Consider the following 16,962-nt stretch of genomic DNA (forward strand, 5'->3'; position numbering starts at 1 on the left):
GTGGATGTCTTGTGGGCCTTGCTGCGCGACGGCCGCGAATTCAGTGCCATCCGCCCGACATCGGTGGCAGCTGCGGCTTGACACAGTCATTGAGAGTCCCTCGTTCGATGCGGTCGGATGAATACGCGGTGGAATGAATCAGGCCTGCTCGGCCGCGGCCAGCAGCCGCTCACGCGCCGGCTCCACCAGATGATGCGGCGCCTCCGGACCGGCGGCCACCAGCGACGCGTGGGTCGGCGGATCGCTGGGAACGTGCGCGGGACGGCGCAATTCGAATTCCTTGCGCAGCACCGGCACCACCTCGCGGCCCAGGATCTCGACCTGTTCCAGGGCGACGTCGATGGGCAGGCCGGCGTGGTCGATCAGGAACAGCTGGCGCTGGTAGTCGCCGGCGTAGTCGGCGAAGCCAAGGGTGCGCTCGATGACCTGCTGGGGAGTGCCGACGGTCAGCGGCGTCATCTCGGTGAAATCCTCCAGCGACGGACCGTGCCCGTAGACCGGTGCGTTGTCGAAGTACGGCCGGAAGAACTTCTTGGCCTCCGCTTCGGTTTCGGCCATGAACACCTGCCCGCCCAGACCGACGATCGCCTGGTCGGCCGAGCCGTGACCGTAGTGCTCGAACCGCTGCCGGTACAGCCGCACCATCTCCTCGGTGTGTTCCTTGTTCCAGAAGATGTTGTTGTGGAAGAAGCCATCGCCGTAATAGGCGGCCTGCTCGGCGATCTCCGGGGAACGGATCGAGCCGTGCCACACGAACGGCGGCGTGCCGTCCAGCGGTGCGGGAGTCGCGGTGAAGCCCTGCAGCGGCGTGCGGAACTGGCCCTGCCAGTCGACCACCGGTTCGCGCCACAGCCGGCGCAGCAGGTGGTAGTTCTCGATCGCGAGCTCGACGCCCTTGCGGATGTCCTTGCCGAACCACGGGTAGACCGGCCCGGTGTTGCCGCGGCCCATCATCAGGTCGACCCGGCCGCCCGACAGATGTTGCAGCATCGCGTAGTCCTCGGCGATCTTCACCGGGTCGTTGGTGGTGATGAGCGTGGTCGAGGTCGACAACTGCAATTTCTCGGTGCGCGCCGCGACCCAGCCGAGCATGGTGGTCGGCGAGGACGGCACGAACGGCGGATTGTGGTGCTCGCCGGTGGCGAACACGTCCAGCCCGACCTCCTCGGCCTTCAGGGCCAGTCGCATCATCGCGTCGATGCGCTCGCCCTCCGTGGGCGCGATGCCGGTGGTCGGATCGACGGTGACGTCGCCGACGGTGAAGATGCCGAACTGCATGGCCGCCTCCTGAGATCTGATCAAAAGTTCAATCACCTGAACGAGGGCAGATGTCCCAGTATTCCTTGACATGTCCACTACCCGAGAAACGGCCGGTGCGCAGCTCTTTGTCTCACTGATTCAATCAGTGATTGAAACCTGTTCTGTGTCGTGGTTCACTAACGACATGGGCGAGAAGGTGGCAGCCGGGACCCGGGCCAAACTGCTGGCGGCAGCGGAGCGGTTACTGCTGACCGAGCGCTACGAGGACGTCTCGGTGCGGGCGATCTGCGTGGCCGCGGGCGCCAACCCGGCCGCGGTGCACTACCACTTCGGCTCCAAGGAGGCGCTGATCGCCGCCCTCATCGAGGATCGGCTCGGACCGCTGTGGGCCGAGGGGCTGGCGGCGGCCACCGCCACCGAGCCGAGCTCGGTCCCGGCGGTGGTCGACGCGGTGCTCGCGCCGTTCGTCGAGCTCGCCGCCGACCCGATGGGCCGGTTGCACCTGCGGCTGCTGGCCGGATTGATCCTGCGCCGGCGGCCGATGTCCTGGCAGCACCAGTGGTTCCGGATGGAGTCGTGGTCACAGCTGCTGCCGGAGCTGACCTCCGGTGAGGCGCGCCGCCGCTGGCAGCTGGCCTTCGACCTGATCATCATGCGCTTCGGAAGCACCGAGGACTACGACATCGCGCCGTCCGCGGTGGCGACGCTGCGCGAATTCGTCATCGCCGGGTTGAGCGCACCCCCGCCCGCTACCGGTGCCCCGCATCCCGCCGTGCCCGCCTCCACCGCTTCGCATACCGCCGTACAGGAGTAGTAGTGAACGATATTTTCGAACCCGTCGACCTGGGCCCGATCACCCTGCGCAACCGGGTGATCAAAGCCGCCACCTTCGAGGGCCGGACCCCCGAGGCGCTGGTCACCGACGAACTGATCGAGTTCCATCGGGAGATCGCGGCCGGCGGCGTGGGGATGAGCACCATCGCCTACTGCGCCGTCGCACCGGGCGGGCGCACCGACCGCCATCAGATCTGGATGCGCCCCGAGGCGCTACCGGGACTGCGGCGGCTCACCGACGCCATCCACGCCGAAGGAGCCAAGGTCAGCGCGCAGATCGGCCATGCGGGCCCGGTCGCCAACGCGGCCTCGAACCGGGCACCGGCGCTGGCGCCGACGCGGCTGTGGTCGCCGTTGAGCATGAAGATGATGCGGTCGCCCTCGGTGGCCGAGATCCAGGATCTGGTCGCCGCGCACGTGCGGGCGGTGTTGCTGGCCGAGGAGGCCGGATTCGATGCCGTGGAACTGCATTTCGGCCACAATTATCTGGTCAGCTCGTTCCTGAGTCCGCTGCTGAACCGCCGGAAGGACGCCTACGGCGGGCCCTTGGAACATCGCGCCCGGATGGCTCGCGAGATCGCGCTCGCGGTGCGCGAAGCCGTCGGCGGCCGGCTGGCGATTCTGGCCAAGCTGAATATGGAAGACGGTGTGCGCGGCGGATTTTCGCTGGCCGAGTCACTCCAGGTGGCCTCCTGGCTGGAGTCCGACGGCGGACTCGACGCCCTCGAACTGACCGCGGGTAGTTCGCTGCTCAACCCGATGCTGCTGTTCCACGGCGATGCGCCACGGCAGGCCTTCGCCAAGACGTTGCCCGGCCCGACCCGGCTGGGCTTCAAGGTCGTCGGCAAGGCGTTCCTGCGTGAGTACCCGTATCACGGCACCTACCTGCTCGAACGGGCCCGCCAGTTCCGCCGCGAGCTGTCGATGCCGCTGGTGCTGCTGGGCGGCATCACCGATATCGACGATATGCGGCGGGCGCGGCGCGAGGGCTTCGAATTCATGGCGATGGGCCGCGCCCTGCTCCGCGAGCCGGATCTGCTGCAGCGCATCCGCTCCGACGCCGAGACCCGTTCGGCCTGCATCCACTGCAACGAATGCATGCCCACCATCTACACCGGCACCCGGTGCGTGCTGCGGCTGGACGGCCCGCCCATTCCCGCATCCTGACCCCGATAGACGAGAGAAGAGAGACGATGTCATGAGTGGACGTTTGACGGGACGGGTCGCCCTCATCAGCGGCGGCGCCTCCGGCATGGGCGCCTCGCACGCGCGGGCCTTCGTCGCCGAGGGAGCGCGGGTGATGCTCGGCGACATCGCCGACGACGCGGGCCAGGCGCTGGCCGCGGAACTGGGTGAGCAGGCCGGCTACGTACATCTCGACGTCACCGAGGCCGCCGGCTGGCAGGCCGCGGTCGCCGCCACCGTCGAACGATTCGGGCTGTTGAATGTGCTGGTCAACAATGCGGGCGTGCTGGACGGCGGCCCGCTGGGCACCTACACCGAGAAGCAGTGGCAGCGGGTCATCGACATCAATCTGACCGGTCCCTTCCTGGGGTTGAGCGCCGCGCGCGACGCCCTGGTCGCCGCCCGCCCGGCCGCGGTGATCAATATTTCCTCCGCGGCCGGTATGCAGGGCGTGAGCGGCATGCACGCCTACACCGCCTCGAAGTTCGGAGTGCGGGGGCTGACCAAGTCGGCCGCGCTGGAACTCGCGCCCGAGGGCGTGCGGGTCAACTCGGTGCATCCCGGCGGAATTCTGACGCCGATGATCGGGGTCACCGAGGAGATCGCGGTCGATCGCGGCGAGAATGTGCGTGCGCGGCTCGGCCTGCCCGCCGAGGTGTCGGATCTGGTGGTCTTTCTGGCGAGCACCGAATCCAGCTACTGCACCGGTGCGGAATTCGTCGTCGACGGCGGGATGACGGCCGGTTCGGTGGTGGGCTGAGCATCCCATAAACTGTCGGCATGCAAATGTTCCTGGATATCCTCCTGGTCATCACCAGCGTCCTGCTGGTGTTGCTGGTGTTGCTGCACCGCGCGAAGGGTGGAGGCTTGTCCAGCCTGTTCGGTGGTGGTGTGCAGTCGAGTCTGTCCGGATCCACGGTGGTCGAGAAGAACCTCGACCGCATCACCATCTTCGTCGGCCTGATCTGGTTCATCGCCATCCTCGGTATCGGCTTCGAGATCAAGTTCGCCTGATCGTCGCGGCGGCGTCACGGCGCCGCCGCGAGCAGATCGCGATCGCCGATACCGCGGCCACCGCCAGGATCGCCGCCGCGATCGTGAACGCGGCGTCGTAGCTCTCGCCGAGCACCGGCGCCACCGCCAGAGGTCCGAGCATCTGGCCGAGCCCGTATCCGGCGGTCAACGTCGCCGCCGCCCCCGGACCGGCCAGATCGTCGCCGATCTCGAGGGCGAGCAGGGTGATTCCCATGAAGGTCGCGCCGAACAGCGCGGCCGCCGCCACCGCCAGCCATACACGCGCCGACAGTGTCGGCAACAGAGCCGACAGACATTGCAGCACCAGCGCGCCCACCAGGGCGATCACCGGAGTAGCCCGCCGGGCGATCAGGCCCCACACCACGGTCGCGGGGGCGGCCGCCACTCCCACGACGATCCAGATCGCGGTGCCCGCGGTCCGATGACCGGTGGCGTCCACGGCGGCGACCAGGAACGTTCCCAGGACGATATAGCCCAGCCCCTCCAGGAAATAGGTCAGCTGAAGTAACCGCCAGGAGCGTGGCGACCGCACCGTCGCCGCGCCGGTACGGCTACCGGCGACGACTTCCAGCCGCAGGGCCGGCCACAGCAGCAGCGCGGTCAGCGCGGCCGCGGCGAGCCACAGCGCCTGCCACGACAGCACCGATTGCGCGATCAGTACCAGCGCACCCGTCGCCGCGATTCCCGTGCCCACTCCGGCGAAGGCGATACCCGCTGCGCGCCTTCGGTTTTCGTGCCGGGCGGCGATCTGCGCGCAGCCGATGAAAAGGACTGCGCTCGCGACGCCGGCCACCGTCCGCAGGATGATCGGCAGGATCGCCGGCGCGGGGATCGCCATGGCCGCCTCACTCACCACCAGCGTGGCGGCCGACAGCCGAAATGTCTTGCGGCCGTTGTATTCCGGAAACCGCGCCAGCGCGACCGCGCCCAGCAGATAGCCCGCGTAGTTGGCCGCGGCCACGACCGCGCCGGTATGTGCGCCGAAGCGCCCGGCGTCGATCATCACCGGAAGCAGCGGCGTGTAGACGAAGCGACCGATGCCCATGGCGGCGGCCAAGCCGGCCGAGGCGCGCAGCGCGGGCGCGAGCGATGCCTGTCGAGGAAGTGCGATGGTCACGCCGACCAACGCTACGGATCCGGCGCGGCCCCGTGAAATGCTTCCTGTGCACGATGTATACGCTGAACGTATGGATCTGGAATTGCGGCATCTGCGCGCGTTTCTGGTGCTGTGCGAGGAAGCCAACTACACCCGCGCCGCGGCGCGGCTGCACACCACCCAGCCCTCGCTGACTCGCACCGTGCAACAGGCCGAACGGATTCTGGACTGCCGGCTGGTCGAGCGCAGTGCGCGACGCTTCGTCCTCACCGCGGAAGGGGAGTATCTGCTCGCGGCCGCGACCCGGATCGTCGCCGATATCGATGCCGTCACCGCCGATCTGCGGCTGCGGGCCCGGGTATCGGTGGGGTTTTCCTGGTTGTTGCCCGACGACTGGTTCACCGAGGTCCGCACCCGCTTCGAGGCGCGCGGCGGGCGGGTCGGCATCCATCGCATCGACGATCCGGTGGCGGCCGTCGCGGCGGGAAGTATCGATATCGCGCTGTATCGCAAGGATATTCGGCTGCCGGCCGCCATGACCGGGCGGATCATCGGCACCGAGCGGAGGGTGGCGGCGGTGTCCATCCGCTCGCCGCTGGCCAACGCGGCGGCGCTGCGGTGGCAGGATCTGGCGGCCTATCCGCTGGTGGTCAATACCGTCTCCGGCACCACCGACGAAACCAGTTGGCCCGCAGCCGAACCCGGCCGCGAGATCGTCACCTGCACGAATTTCGACGAGTGGATCGAGTTGATCGCCGCCGACCGTGGCATCGGGGCCGTTCCCGAACTGGCACGCACCCGAGCGCCGCATCCCGGCGTGGCCTACCTCGATATCCCGGACGCCCCGCCGTCGGCCCTGCGGCTGGCCTGGCGGACCCGGCCCGCGCCGGGGCGGTCGGTGCGGAGCTTCCTCGACCTCGCCGCGAACGGCTGAGGGTCTCGAACGCCGGGGGCCTAGGGGAAGCCTTCAGGCGGGGTGGCCGGGAGTGAGACCGGCGAGGTCGCTGTAGCGCAGCCCGGTGATGCCCACCGGCGGGGTCGGGCCGCCCAGCGGTTCCAGCAGCAGACCCACGTGGTCGCCGAAATCGTGGCGCTCGAGGATCCGGCCGGAGAACCAGGCCGCCGCCTCGTCGAGCACCACCACTCCGTCGGGGCCGTGATGCCACCGGCACCAGGTGAACTTGTCGACATCGTCGCCGGTCTCCGCACCGAACAGCTGGGCAAGGGCCCGCGAACCGGAATCGACGAGATGCACCGCGACGTGGGTGGCGCCCGCGGCCACCCGGTAGGTGTAGTTGAGTTCGGACAGGCACACCAGGAATCGGCGCGGTTCGATCCCGACCTGGGACGCGAAGCCGACCACACAACCGGCGCGCTCGGTTTCCGTCGCCACCGTCACCACGTAGATCGGAGCGTCCGCCGCCGCTACCAGCGCGTCGAAATTCGCGATCGCGTCCATCCACCCTCCTTCACTGCCGGCGTCGCGGGATGCGAGCCGCCGCCTCAGGCTAAGGGAACAGCGCCTGTCACGTGCGCGGCACGCGACCGTCGATATCGGTGAAGCCGTAGGCCTCGGCCAGATCGGCCACCCGCCACGCCCGGCCGGTGCGTGAGCGCCGGCCCGGATCCGCCGCGAGCGCGACCACCGCGCGCCCGGCGAAATGCGGAGTCTCGGCCTCGTTCAGATCGAAGGTGCCCTCACCGGGCAGCGTGATCAGGCGCCGGCCCTGCGCATCGGCCGGAACCAGCTGCAGCAGTTCGGTATTCACGATCCCCGGCCACAGCGACACCACCGTGACCTCGGTGGCGGCCAGATCGTGCGCCATATCGGCGGTCAGCCGGTCGACGGCGGCCTTGCCCACGCCGTAGACGACGTTGTGGGTGAAATGTTCGGCACCCGGTGAGGAGATGTCGACGATCAGCCCGCCCGATTCGATCAGCAGCGGCGCCGCGAAATGGGCGGCGGCGTAATGCGAGCGCACGCCGATATCGAAGCCCTCGTCCCAGGCCTTCGGCGGCACCTCCCAGAACGGTTTGCCGAGCCAGCGCGCCGAGGCGGGCGAGTTGTAGACGTTGTTGACCAGCACATCCAACCGGCCGTGATCGGCGCGCACGGTCTCGAACAACCGCGCCACCGCCTCGTCGTCGCGGTGGTCGCAGACGAACGCCACCCCGCGCCCGCCGAGCTCGTCGATCTCGCCGGCGGTCGCGGCCACGGTGCCCGGCAGCTGCCCGGGACGTTCGGAGCGCCCGGTCACGTACACCGTCGCGCCGGCCGCACCCAGCTCGAGCGCGATGCCCTTGCCGATACCGCGGCTCGCACCGGTGACGACGGCGACTCGATCGGTCAGTATTCCGTTCACGACTCCGGGACACTACCGTGAAACGAGAACGTGTTCTAGTACCTGGGAGGCGCAGTGGAGCCGACGCATCGGTTCGTGGAAACCAACGGGATTCGGCTGCATATCGCCGAAGCGGGACGCGGGTATCCGGTCATCTTCTGCCACGGATTTCCGCACGGATGGTACGTGTGGCATCGGCAACTGCCGGCGCTGGCGGCAGCCGGATATCACGCCATCGCCCCGGATCTGCGCGGCTACGGCCGGACCGAGGCGCCCGGCGGGGTGGAGGCGACCACCAATCGGGCCGTGATCGGCGATCTGCTCGGGCTGCTCGACGAGATCGGCGCCGAGCGAGCGGTTTTCGTCGGCCTGGACTTCGGCGCCCAACTGGTGTGGGAGCTGGCACTGCGGGCGCCGGAACGGGTAGCGGCGATCATGGTGCTGAACAATCCGTACGCGCCCCGGCCGCCGAAGGCGCCGTCGGAGTTCTGGACGCGCGCCGCGCAGCGTCATTTCCTGCACCTGTCGTATTTTCAGGAGCCCGGTGTGGCCGACGCCGAACTCGCCGCTCACCCCCGCGAATTCCTGGCCCGCGTGTACTACGCGCTCAGTGGCGAGTTCCACTACCTCGACACCTGGAAGAATCCGCCCGGCATCGGTTACCTGGACGCACTGCCGCAGGCACCCGCACTGCCCTGGCCGTGGCTCTCGGAACCCGAATTCGACACCCTGGCAGCCGAATTCGAACGGACCGGCTTCACCGGCGGGCTGACCTGGTACCGGGCGCTGGACCGCAACTGGGAGCTGACCGAGGGCCTGCCGACGACGGTGCCGGTGCCGACCTGCTTCCTCTACGGCGAAAACGACCCGGATATGGAGGGTTTCAGCGGCCGCGACCCACTGGCGGTGCTGCGTGCGCACGTACCGGATCTGCGGGCGGTCGAAAAGGTGCCCGGCGCAGGACATCTCGTCCAACTCGAGCGCACCGATGCGGTGAACGACTTCCTGTTGCGTCACCTCGCCGAACTTGTCGCCGGCGATGCGTCGCGAAACGCGGTGCCGCGGTAGGGATTCGCCCACTCCCCGCGCCGGGTGCGACCGGAGGGTCTACCGCACCGCCGGGCGGGCCATATTCACGACGAGGTGGCCCGCATCCTGCCCGCGGGCCACCTCGTCGGTGTGTATCTGAGCCTGCCTGTCGCAGCGTGGGCGCAGACCTAGGACGATTAGCCGGAATAACGACCCGGCTCAGGGCAGTTTCGCGGCCGCTGCCTCGTCGACCATCCAGGTGGTGGTTTCGCTGCCGTGCGCCCCGGCCGCCGGGATCTCGAGCGGGGAAGCACCGCCCACCGCCTGGGCCACCGCCTCGGCCTTGCCCTCGCCGCCGACCACCAGAACCACATGCCGCGCGCGGGCGACCGCGGGCAGGGTCAGGGTGACGCGCACCGGCGGCGGCTTCGGCGAATCGGTCACGGCGAGAACGAGTTCGTGCTCCTCCGCCACGGCCGCGGAATGCGGGAACAGCGAGTTCACATGAGCGTCGCCACCCATGCCGAGCAGATGGAGGTCGAATGCGCCGTGCTCGGCCAGATGCGCGTGCACCGTCGCCGAATACTCGGCGGCGGCCTCGACCGGATCCGGATACTCCCCGTCGGAGGTCGCGACCGGATGCACCCGCGCCGGGTCGACCGGCACGTGATCGAGCAACGCCTCGCGTGCCTGCAATTCGTTGCGTTCGGCATCGCCCGCGGGGACGAACCGTTCGTCGCCCCAGAACACATCCAGGCGACCGAAGTCGATCGCGCCGGGTGCGTGCCGCACCTGCTCCAGCAGGGCGATCCCGGTGCCACCGCCGGTGAGAACCACCGACGCCGAGCCATGCTCGGCCTGAGCCCTGGTCACCACCTGCACGAACCGCACGGCTGCCGCCTTCACCAGTTCGTCGTGATCGGCAAAAACCGCGATTTCCGGCTTACTCATAGATCACCTTCCCGATTCCGGCCAGTGCCTCGGCGTAGACCTCGTCGGCATCGAGCCGCCGCAGTTCCTCCGCCAGGCAGTCCTTGGTCTCACGACGGGCGAGCGCGAACCGCTGATCGGGCTCGCCGGTGCGCGTCAGGGTCGCGGTGCGGCCCGTCTGCGGACGTTCGATGCCGACCGACACCGACGCGCGGTGCAGGACGACCTTCAACTCTCCGGTCCGGCGGCGGATCGGGCACGCCAATTTGGCCGCCAGCCATCCCGCCAGAATGTCGAGCGCGGGTTCTTCGGCCAAGCCCGACACGGTGACCGATTCGATCGGGTCGTACGGCGGCACGTCGAGTGCCGAGGCCAGCAGCGCCCGCCAGAACGTGATCCGGCTCCACGCCAGATCGGTGTCGCCCGGTGCGTAGGAATCCAGCCGCCGGGTGATCGCCGCACGCGGGTCGGGGGCATAGGTCGAATCGGTGATCCGGCGAATCGCCAAGCGTCCCACCGAATCCCGCGACGGAAACTCCGGCGCGCCGCGCGGCCACCACGCCACCACCGGAGTGTCCGGCAGCAGGAACGGGATGACCACGCTGCTCTCGTTGTTGACCAGCTCGCCCTGCAGTCGCAGCACTATCACCTCGGCCGCCCCGGCGTCGCCGCCGACCCGGATCTGGGCGTCGAGTTTGGTCTCGGAGAACCGGTCGCCGCGCGCGAGCACGATCACGCGACAGGGGTGTTCGCGGCTGGCGTCGTTGGCCGCGTCGATGGCGTCCTCGGCCTCCGAGGAATCCAGCGTGCACACCACCAGCGTGAGCACCCGGCCCATGGCGATCACACCGTTGGACTCGCGCAGGCTGACCAATCGTTTGGTCACATCGCGGGTGCTGGTGTCGGGCATGTCCACGATCATGGCCGCCGCCATTCGCGCCCGGTGCGGGCGAGCATCTCGTCGGCGGAGGCCGGACCCCAGGTGCCGGACTCGTATAACTCGGGCTTACCGCCCTCGGCCCAATGATCGAGTACGGGATCGAGGATGCGCCACGCCAATTCGACCTCCTCGTTGACCGGGAACAGCGACGGCTCGCCCAGCAGCACATCCAGGATGAGCCGTTCGTAGGCCTCGGGCGAGGATTCGGTGAACGATTCGCCGTAGCTGAAATCCATGTTGACGTCGCGGACTTCCATACTGGATCCGGGCACCTTCGACCCGAACCGCATGGTGATGCCCTCGTCCGGCTGCACCCGGATGACGAGCGCGTTCTGGCCCAGCTCCTCGGTCATGGTCTGATCGAAGGGCAGATGAGGGGCCCGCTTGAACATGACCGCGATCTCGGTGACCCTGCGCCCCAGGCGTTTTCCGGTGCGCAGATAGAACGGCACGCCCGCCCAGCGGCGCGTGTCGACGTTCAGCGTGATCGCGGCGTAGGTCTCGGTGCGCGAATGCGGATCGAAACCCTCCTCCTCGGCCAGGCCCACCACGCGCTCGCTGCCCTGCCAGCCGGCCGCGTACTGGCCGCGGGCGGTGGTCTCCTCCAGCGGTTCGACCAGCTTCGTCGCCGAAAGCACCTTGATCTTCTCGATCTGCAGCTGTCGCGGCTGGAAGCTGACCGGATCCTCCATCGCCGTCAGCGCCAGCAGCTGCAGCAGATGGTTCTGGATGACGTCGCGGGCGGCGCCGATGCCGTCGTAATAGCCTGCGCGCCCGCCCAATCCGATGTCCTCGGCCATCGTGATCTGCACGTGGTCGACGAAGTTGGCGTTCCAGATCGGCTCGAACAGTTCGTTCGCGAACCGCAGCGCCAGCAGGTTCTGCACCGTCTCCTTGCCGAGGTAGTGGTCGATACGGAAGACCGTCTCCTCGGGGAACACCCGGTTGACCAGGGCGTTGAGCTCCTGGGCGCTCTGCAGGTCGTGACCGAAGGGCTTCTCGATCACCACCCGCCGCCACGGCTGCGGTTTGCCCGGCCCCGGATCCGGCGGCTTCGCCAGCCCGGTGCGCGAAAGCTGTTCCAGCACAATCGGAAAGGCGTTCGGCGGAATCGACAGATAAAAAGCGTGGTTGCCGCCGGTGCCACGTTCGGCGTCCAGCTTCTTGAGCGTCTGCGCGAGCGTGCCGAAGGCGGCGTCGTCGTCGAAGGTGCCCTGCACGAAGCGGATACCTTCCGACAGCTGTTCCCACACCTCCTGCCGGAACGGGGTGCGCGCATGCTCCTTGACCGCCTGGAGGACGACCTGAGCGAAATCCTCGTCGGCGTAATCGCGCCGGGCGAACCCGACCAGCGCGAAACCCGGGGGCAGCAGCCCCCGGTTCGCGAGGTCGTAGATGGCCGGCATCAGTTTCTTGCGTGACAGGTCACCTGTCACCCCGAAGATCACCATGCTGCACGGGCCGGCGATCCGGGGAAGCCGTTTGTCGCGCTCCTCGCGCAGCGGATTCCCCGGGGCGGCCGTCTTCTTCTGGCCGGCCATCGCGGTCAGTTGCTTCCGGTGCTCTTCAACTCGGCGGTGGTCGCCGTGAGCAGCTCGTCCCACGACTTCTCGAACTTCTCGACACCTTCGCGCTCGAGGACGGCGAACACGTCGTCGAGATCGACTCCGACGCCGGTGAGCGCGTCGAATACGCCCTGCGCGTCGGCCGCCGTGCCCGACACCGTATCCCCGCGCAGTTCGCCGTGGTCGGCGAACGCCTCGAGGGTCTTCTCGGGCAGCGTGTTGACCGTATTCGGCGCCACCAGCTCGGTGATGTACATGGTGTCGGGGTAGTCCGGGTTCTTCACGCCCGTCGACGCCCACAGCGGCCGCTGCCGGTTACCGCCGGACGAGGCCAGATGCGAGTAGGTCGAGGTGTGGTTACCCCCGTCGAACACGTCCTGGTAGGCGGCATAGGCCAAGCGCGCGTTGGCGATTCCGGCCTTGCCGCGCAAGGCCAGCGCCTCGTCCGAACCGATCTGCTCGAGCCGCTTGTCGATCTCGGTGTCCACGCGGGAGACGAAGAACGACGCGACCGAATGGATGCGGGCCAGGTCGTGTCCGGCGATGCGCGCCTTGCGCAGGCCGTCCAGATAGGCGCCCATCACGCTGAGGTAGCGCTGCACCGAGAAGATCAGCGTGACGTTGACGCTGATCCCTTCGGCGATCACGCGCGTGATCGCGGGCAGGCCCTCCTCGGTGGCCGGAATCTTGATGAACAGATTCGGCCGATCGACGATCTTCCACAGCTCGACCGCCTGCGCGACGGTCTTGTCGGTGTCGAAGGCCAGCCGCGGGTCGACCTCGATCGAGATCCGGCCGTCCACGCCGCCGGTCGCGTCGAAGACCTCGGTCAGCACGTCGCAGGCCGAGCGGACGTCGTCGGTGGTGATCGTGCGGATGGCGGCGTCGGCATCGGCGCCCTGGGCGGCCAGCTCCTTGACCTGGTCGTCGTAGGCGTGGCCCTCGCTCAGCGCGGCCTGGAAGATGGTCGGGTTGGTGGTCACGCCGACGATGCTGCGGGTGGCGACGAGGTCGGCGAGATTGCCCGAGCGGATCCGGTTGCGTGACAGATCGTCGAGCCACACCGACACGCCTGCGCGAGACAGTGCGGCGAGATTCTCGTTCTGTGCCATTGGTTATCCCTTCACCTTGTCGAGTGAGCGCTTCGCGGCATCGACGACGGCTTCGGCGGTGATGCCGAATTCGCGGAACAGGGTCTTGAAGTCGGCCGAGGCACCGAAGTGCTCGATCGAGACGTTCTCACCGTCGCTGCCGGTGAAGCGGTGCCACGGCATCGCGATACCGGCCTCGACCGTGACGCGGGCGGTGATCTGCGGCGGCAGCACCTCGTCGCGGTAGGACTGTTCCTGCGCGTCGAACCATTCCACGCACGGCATGGACACCACGCGGGTGCCGATGCCCTGCTCCTCCAGCGTAGTGCGCGCGGCGACGGCGAGCTGAAGTTCGGAACCGGTGGCGATCAGGATCACCTGCGGTGTGCCGGTGGAGGATTCGGCCAGGATGTAGCCGCCGCGGGAGACGCCCTCGTAGCTGGTGCCCTCCAGGGTGGGCACGTCCTGGCGGGTCAGCGCCAGCGCCGACGGGCCGTCGGTGTGCGGGTGGTCGGCCGGCACGAAATGCGAATGCTGCTCGGCGCTTTCGAGCTCCAGGATGGTGCGCCACGCGTACACGGTCTCGTTGGCGTCGCCGGGGCGGACCACGTTCAGGCCCGGGATGGCGCGCAGCGCGGCGAGGTGCTCGATCGGCTGGTGGGTCGGGCCGTCCTCACCCAGGCCGATGGAGTCGTGGGTCCAGACGTAGATGGCCGGCACGCGCATGAGCGCGGCCAGCCGGACCGCCGGGCGCATGTAGTCGGAGAACACCAGGAAGGTGCCGCCGTAGGGCCGGGTCGGGCCGTGCAGGGCGATGCCGTTGAGAATCGAACCCATCGCGTGCTCGCGCACACCGAAGTGCAGGGTGCGGCCGTAGGGCTCGGCCTTCCACATACCCGTGGAGATCGACGCCGGGCCGAAACTCGGCACGCCGGGCATGGTGGTGTTGTTCGATTCGGCCAGGTCGGCCGAACCGCCCCACAGCTCCGGGAGCACCGGGGCCAGCGCGGCCAGGACCTTGCCCGAGGCCTTGCGGGTGGCCATGCCCTTGGCGTCGGGCTCGAACGAGGGCAGCCCCTCGGTCCAGCCCTTCGGCAGCCGGCGCTCGCGCAGCCGGTCGAACAGCTCCTTGTTCTCCGGGTTGGCCTGCGTCCACGCGTCGAACTGCTCCTGCCAGGCGGCGCGGGCCGACTTGGCGCGTTCGGCGGCGTTGCCGCGGGTGTGGGCGATGACCTCGTCGTCGACGACGAAGCTCTGGCCCGGATCGAAGCCCAGGATCTCCTTGGTGGCGGCCACTTCGTCGGCGCCCAGCGCGGCGCCGTGCGCGGCGCCGGTGTTCATCTTGTTCGGCGCGGGATAGCCGATGATCGTGCGCAACAGGATGAACGACGGCTTGTCGGTGACTGCCTTGGCGGCCTCGATCGCCTCCAGGATGCCGGTGACGTTCTCACCGCCCTCGACGACCTGCACGTGCCAGCCGTAGGCGCGGTAGCGCTCGGCGGTGTCCTCGGTCAGCGCGATGGAAGTGTCGTCCTCGATGGAGATCCGGTTGTCGTCGTAGAAGACGATCAGATTGCCCAGCTGCTGCGTGCCGGCCAGCGAGGAGGCCTCCGAGGTGACGCCCTCTTCGATATCGCCGTCGGAGGCGATGACGTAGACGAAGTGGTCGAACGGGCTGGCGCCGGTCGCGGCGGACGGGTCGTAGAGACCGCGCTCGCGCCGGGCGGCCATCGCCATGCCGACCGCCGAGGCCAGGCCCTGGCCGAGCGGGCCGGTGGTGATCTCCACGCCCTTGGTGTGGCGGAACTCCGGGTGCCCCGGGGTCAGCGAACCCCACTTGCGCAGGTGCTTCAGGTCGTCGAGTTCCAGGCCCAGTCCCGACAGGTACAGCTGGATGTACTGGGTCAGGCTGGAATGTCCGCACGAGAGGATGAACCGGTCGCGGCCGGTCCAATCCGGATCGCTCGGGTCGTAGCGCAGGACCCGCTGGTAGAGGGTGTAGGCCAGCGGCGCCAAGCTCATCGCGGTGCCGGGGTGACCGTTGCCGGCGGCCTGCACCGCGTCGGCGGCCAGGACACGGACGGTGTCGATGGCTCTGGTGTCCAGTTCGGTCCAGTCGGCCGGATGTGCGGGCTGGGTGAGGGCGCGGATGTCGTCTGTGACTGACACGACCGAGGTTCTCCTGACCTTCTCGTGTGTGTACAACGGCGGCTTGCGGGCTGTACCCACCACCCTAGAGGTCGCCTGATCGCCTTGAGTGGGGAACCCTTCGCCCGCACCCCGTGCAGGTGCGCGGGGTTACGGTGAATGATGACAGTCGCCGCCGTGACCGGTCGCGGCGATTCCGCACAGCGGCCGACGGCGGATATGTGACGTGGCGCTCGCGTCCGGTCCTGCCGGGGCCGATCGCCTGCGGCACGGGCGGTTTGGCGGCGGGTGGGTGCTGGAGCACAACACGCGGGGGTCTACCATCGTCTGTAGTAGAGGCTGCGCCGCCCGCGCCGCGCTCTGCGGTGACAGCGGAAACGGCTGCGCGCGGGAGGCCCGCCACGCGGCCGAAACCGTTGCTTCCCTACCGGATCGATGCACCACCTGCGAGGAGAGACAGTGCGGATTGGGCAACAGCCGGGTGATGCGCATGGCTCCTCCGCGACGGCGCTCGCCGACCGTGTCCAGGGCAGCGGCCCGCTGTCGAAGCTGACCCGCCGGGTACTCGCCTACATCGCGCTGACGAAACCGCGGGTCATCGAGCTGCTGCTGGTGGCCACCATCCCGACGATGCTGCTGGCCGACCGTGGCCATGTCGACATCCGGTTGATCGTGGCCACCCTGTTCGGCGGCTGGATGGGTGCGGCCAGTGCCAACACCCTCAACTGTGTCGCCGACGCCGATATCGACAAGGTCATGAAGCGCACGTCGAAGCGTCCGCTGGCGCGCGAGGCGGTGCCGACCCGCAACGCGTTCGTCTTCGGTGTCGCTCTCGGTGCCGGCTCGTTCGCGTGGTTGTGGTGGCAGGCGAATCTGCTCTCGGGCCTGCTCGTGGTCGCGACGATCCTGTTCTACGTCTTCGTCTACACCCTCGGCCTCAAGCGCCGGACCTCGCAGAACGTGGTGTGGGGCGGCGCGGCGGGCTGTATGCCCGCACTGGTCGGCTGGTCGGCGGTCACCGGAACCATCGGCTGGCCCGCGGTCGCACTGTTCGCGGTCATCTTCTTCTGGACGCCGCCGCACACCTGGGCGCTGGCCATGCGCTACAAGGACGACTACCGCGCGGCCGGCGTGCCGATGCTGCCGGTGGTGGCGACCGAACGCGCCGTGACCAAGCAGATCGTCATCTACACCTGGCTGACCGTGCTCGCCACCCTGGCGCTGATTCCGGCGACGGGTGTCGTGTACGCGGCGGTCGCCATCGTGGCCGGCGCCTGGTTCCTGCTGATGGCACATCAGCTGTACTCCGGCGTGCGCCGGGGGGCGTCGGTCAAGCCGCTGCGGCTGTTCCTGCAGTCCAACAACTACCTCGCCGTGGTGTTCTGCGGTCTGGCCGTGGACTCGGTCCTCGGCTGGCACACCATCGGCTCGACGCTGTTCGGCTGAGATCGCTTCGGGCCCGGCCCTGGGCCCGCAATCCGCCACATCGAATAGGCGCGCGCCTCAC

Annotated in this window: 16 protein-coding genes; 7 read left to right on the forward strand and 9 right to left on the reverse strand. The window is 68.5% G+C overall.

Going from position 1 to position 16,962, the window contains the following annotated elements; genetic code table 11:
* Nucleotides 1–138: 138 nt before the first annotated feature.
* Complete coding sequence (locus IG65_RS0130505) at nt 139–1,278, reverse strand: LLM class flavin-dependent oxidoreductase (RefSeq protein WP_030518413.1); 1,140 nt, start codon at nt 1,276–1,278, stop codon at nt 139–141.
* Between the two features lie 166 nt (nt 1,279–1,444).
* Here IG65_RS0130505 and IG65_RS0130510 point away from each other — a divergent pair, with 166 nt between their 5' ends.
* Genes IG65_RS0130510 through secG form a run of 4 tightly spaced genes read left to right on the forward strand, consistent with a single transcriptional unit; the run spans nt 1,445 to nt 4,293 of the window.
* Nucleotides 1,445–2,074, forward strand: a complete 630-nt coding sequence (locus tag IG65_RS0130510; protein ID WP_063833822.1) for a TetR/AcrR family transcriptional regulator — start codon at nt 1,445–1,447, stop codon at nt 2,072–2,074.
* Nucleotides 2,075–2,076: 2 nt separating this feature from the next.
* A complete protein-coding gene (locus IG65_RS0130515; RefSeq protein WP_030518415.1) occupies nt 2,077–3,261 on the forward strand; it encodes an NADH:flavin oxidoreductase in 1,185 nt (394 codons plus the stop codon).
* 31 nt (nt 3,262–3,292) lie between these two features.
* Nucleotides 3,293–4,039 (forward strand): SDR family oxidoreductase, encoded by a 747-nt coding sequence (locus tag IG65_RS0130520; protein WP_030518416.1) that lies wholly within the window; start codon nt 3,293–3,295, stop codon nt 4,037–4,039.
* A 20-nt stretch (nt 4,040–4,059) separates the two neighbouring features.
* A complete protein-coding gene (gene secG, locus IG65_RS0130525) occupies nt 4,060–4,293 on the forward strand; it encodes a preprotein translocase subunit SecG (protein ID WP_030518417.1) in 234 nt (77 codons plus the stop codon).
* Here secG and IG65_RS0130530 read toward each other — a convergent pair.
* Nucleotides 4,280–5,431: a YbfB/YjiJ family MFS transporter gene (locus IG65_RS0130530; RefSeq protein ID WP_231509529.1), complete on the reverse strand. Its 1,152-nt coding sequence runs from the start codon at nt 5,429–5,431 to the stop codon at nt 4,280–4,282. The genes secG and IG65_RS0130530 overlap by 14 nt on opposite strands.
* A 70-nt stretch (nt 5,432–5,501) precedes the next feature.
* Here IG65_RS0130530 and IG65_RS0130535 point away from each other — a divergent pair, with 70 nt between their 5' ends.
* Nucleotides 5,502–6,344: a LysR family transcriptional regulator gene (locus IG65_RS0130535; protein WP_036526202.1), complete on the forward strand. Its 843-nt coding sequence runs from the start codon at nt 5,502–5,504 to the stop codon at nt 6,342–6,344.
* Between the two features lie 33 nt (nt 6,345–6,377).
* On the opposite strand, the gene IG65_RS0130540 is transcribed toward IG65_RS0130535, so the two are convergent.
* The gene (locus IG65_RS0130540; protein ID WP_030518420.1) at nt 6,378–6,869 is read right to left on the reverse strand and encodes a flavin reductase family protein; all 492 of its coding nucleotides are present in this window, start codon (nt 6,867–6,869) and stop codon (nt 6,378–6,380) included.
* 67 nt (nt 6,870–6,936) lie between these two features.
* Complete coding sequence (locus tag IG65_RS0130545) at nt 6,937–7,773, reverse strand: SDR family NAD(P)-dependent oxidoreductase (RefSeq protein WP_030518421.1); 837 nt, start codon at nt 7,771–7,773, stop codon at nt 6,937–6,939.
* 54 nt (nt 7,774–7,827) lie between these two features.
* On the opposite strand from IG65_RS0130545, the gene IG65_RS0130550 reads away from it, so the two are divergent.
* Nucleotides 7,828–8,820 (forward strand): alpha/beta fold hydrolase, encoded by a 993-nt coding sequence (locus IG65_RS0130550; RefSeq protein ID WP_036526204.1) that lies wholly within the window; start codon nt 7,828–7,830, stop codon nt 8,818–8,820.
* A gap of 180 nt (nt 8,821–9,000) precedes the next feature.
* Here the strand turns inward: IG65_RS0130550 and pgl are convergent, their stop codons facing one another.
* From pgl to tkt, 5 genes are read right to left on the reverse strand one after another with little or no spacing between them, the layout of a single operon-like run.
* Nucleotides 9,001–9,732 (reverse strand): 6-phosphogluconolactonase, encoded by a 732-nt coding sequence (gene pgl / locus IG65_RS0130555; RefSeq protein WP_030518423.1) that lies wholly within the window; start codon nt 9,730–9,732, stop codon nt 9,001–9,003.
* Entirely contained in the window at nt 9,725–10,633 is a 909-nt protein-coding gene (opcA, locus tag IG65_RS0130560) for a glucose-6-phosphate dehydrogenase assembly protein OpcA (protein ID WP_030518424.1), read from the reverse strand. The genes pgl and opcA overlap by 8 nt, the downstream gene beginning before the upstream one ends.
* Nucleotides 10,630–12,192, reverse strand: a complete 1,563-nt coding sequence (zwf, locus tag IG65_RS0130565) for a glucose-6-phosphate dehydrogenase (protein WP_030518425.1) — start codon at nt 12,190–12,192, stop codon at nt 10,630–10,632. The genes opcA and zwf overlap by 4 nt, the downstream gene beginning before the upstream one ends.
* A 5-nt stretch (nt 12,193–12,197) precedes the next feature.
* Entirely contained in the window at nt 12,198–13,328 is a 1,131-nt protein-coding gene (gene tal / locus IG65_RS0130570) for a transaldolase (RefSeq protein WP_030518426.1), read from the reverse strand.
* Nucleotides 13,329–13,331: 3 nt separating this feature from the next.
* Nucleotides 13,332–15,476 carry a transketolase gene (tkt, locus tag IG65_RS0130575; RefSeq protein ID WP_030518427.1) on the reverse strand — a complete coding sequence of 715 codons (2,145 nt, stop codon included), beginning with the start codon at nt 15,474–15,476 and terminating at the stop codon, nt 13,332–13,334.
* A gap of 438 nt (nt 15,477–15,914) precedes the next feature.
* Between tkt and IG65_RS0130580 the strand changes: the two genes are divergently transcribed.
* On the forward strand, nt 15,915–16,901 hold the full coding sequence (locus tag IG65_RS0130580) for a heme o synthase (RefSeq protein WP_030518428.1): 987 nt from the start codon (nt 15,915–15,917) through the stop codon (nt 16,899–16,901).
* Nucleotides 16,902–16,962: the final 61 nt, after the last annotated feature.

It is taken from the genome of Nocardia sp. NRRL WC-3656, assembly GCF_000720265.1.
GTDB lineage: Bacteria > Actinomycetota > Actinomycetes > Mycobacteriales > Mycobacteriaceae > Nocardia > Nocardia nova.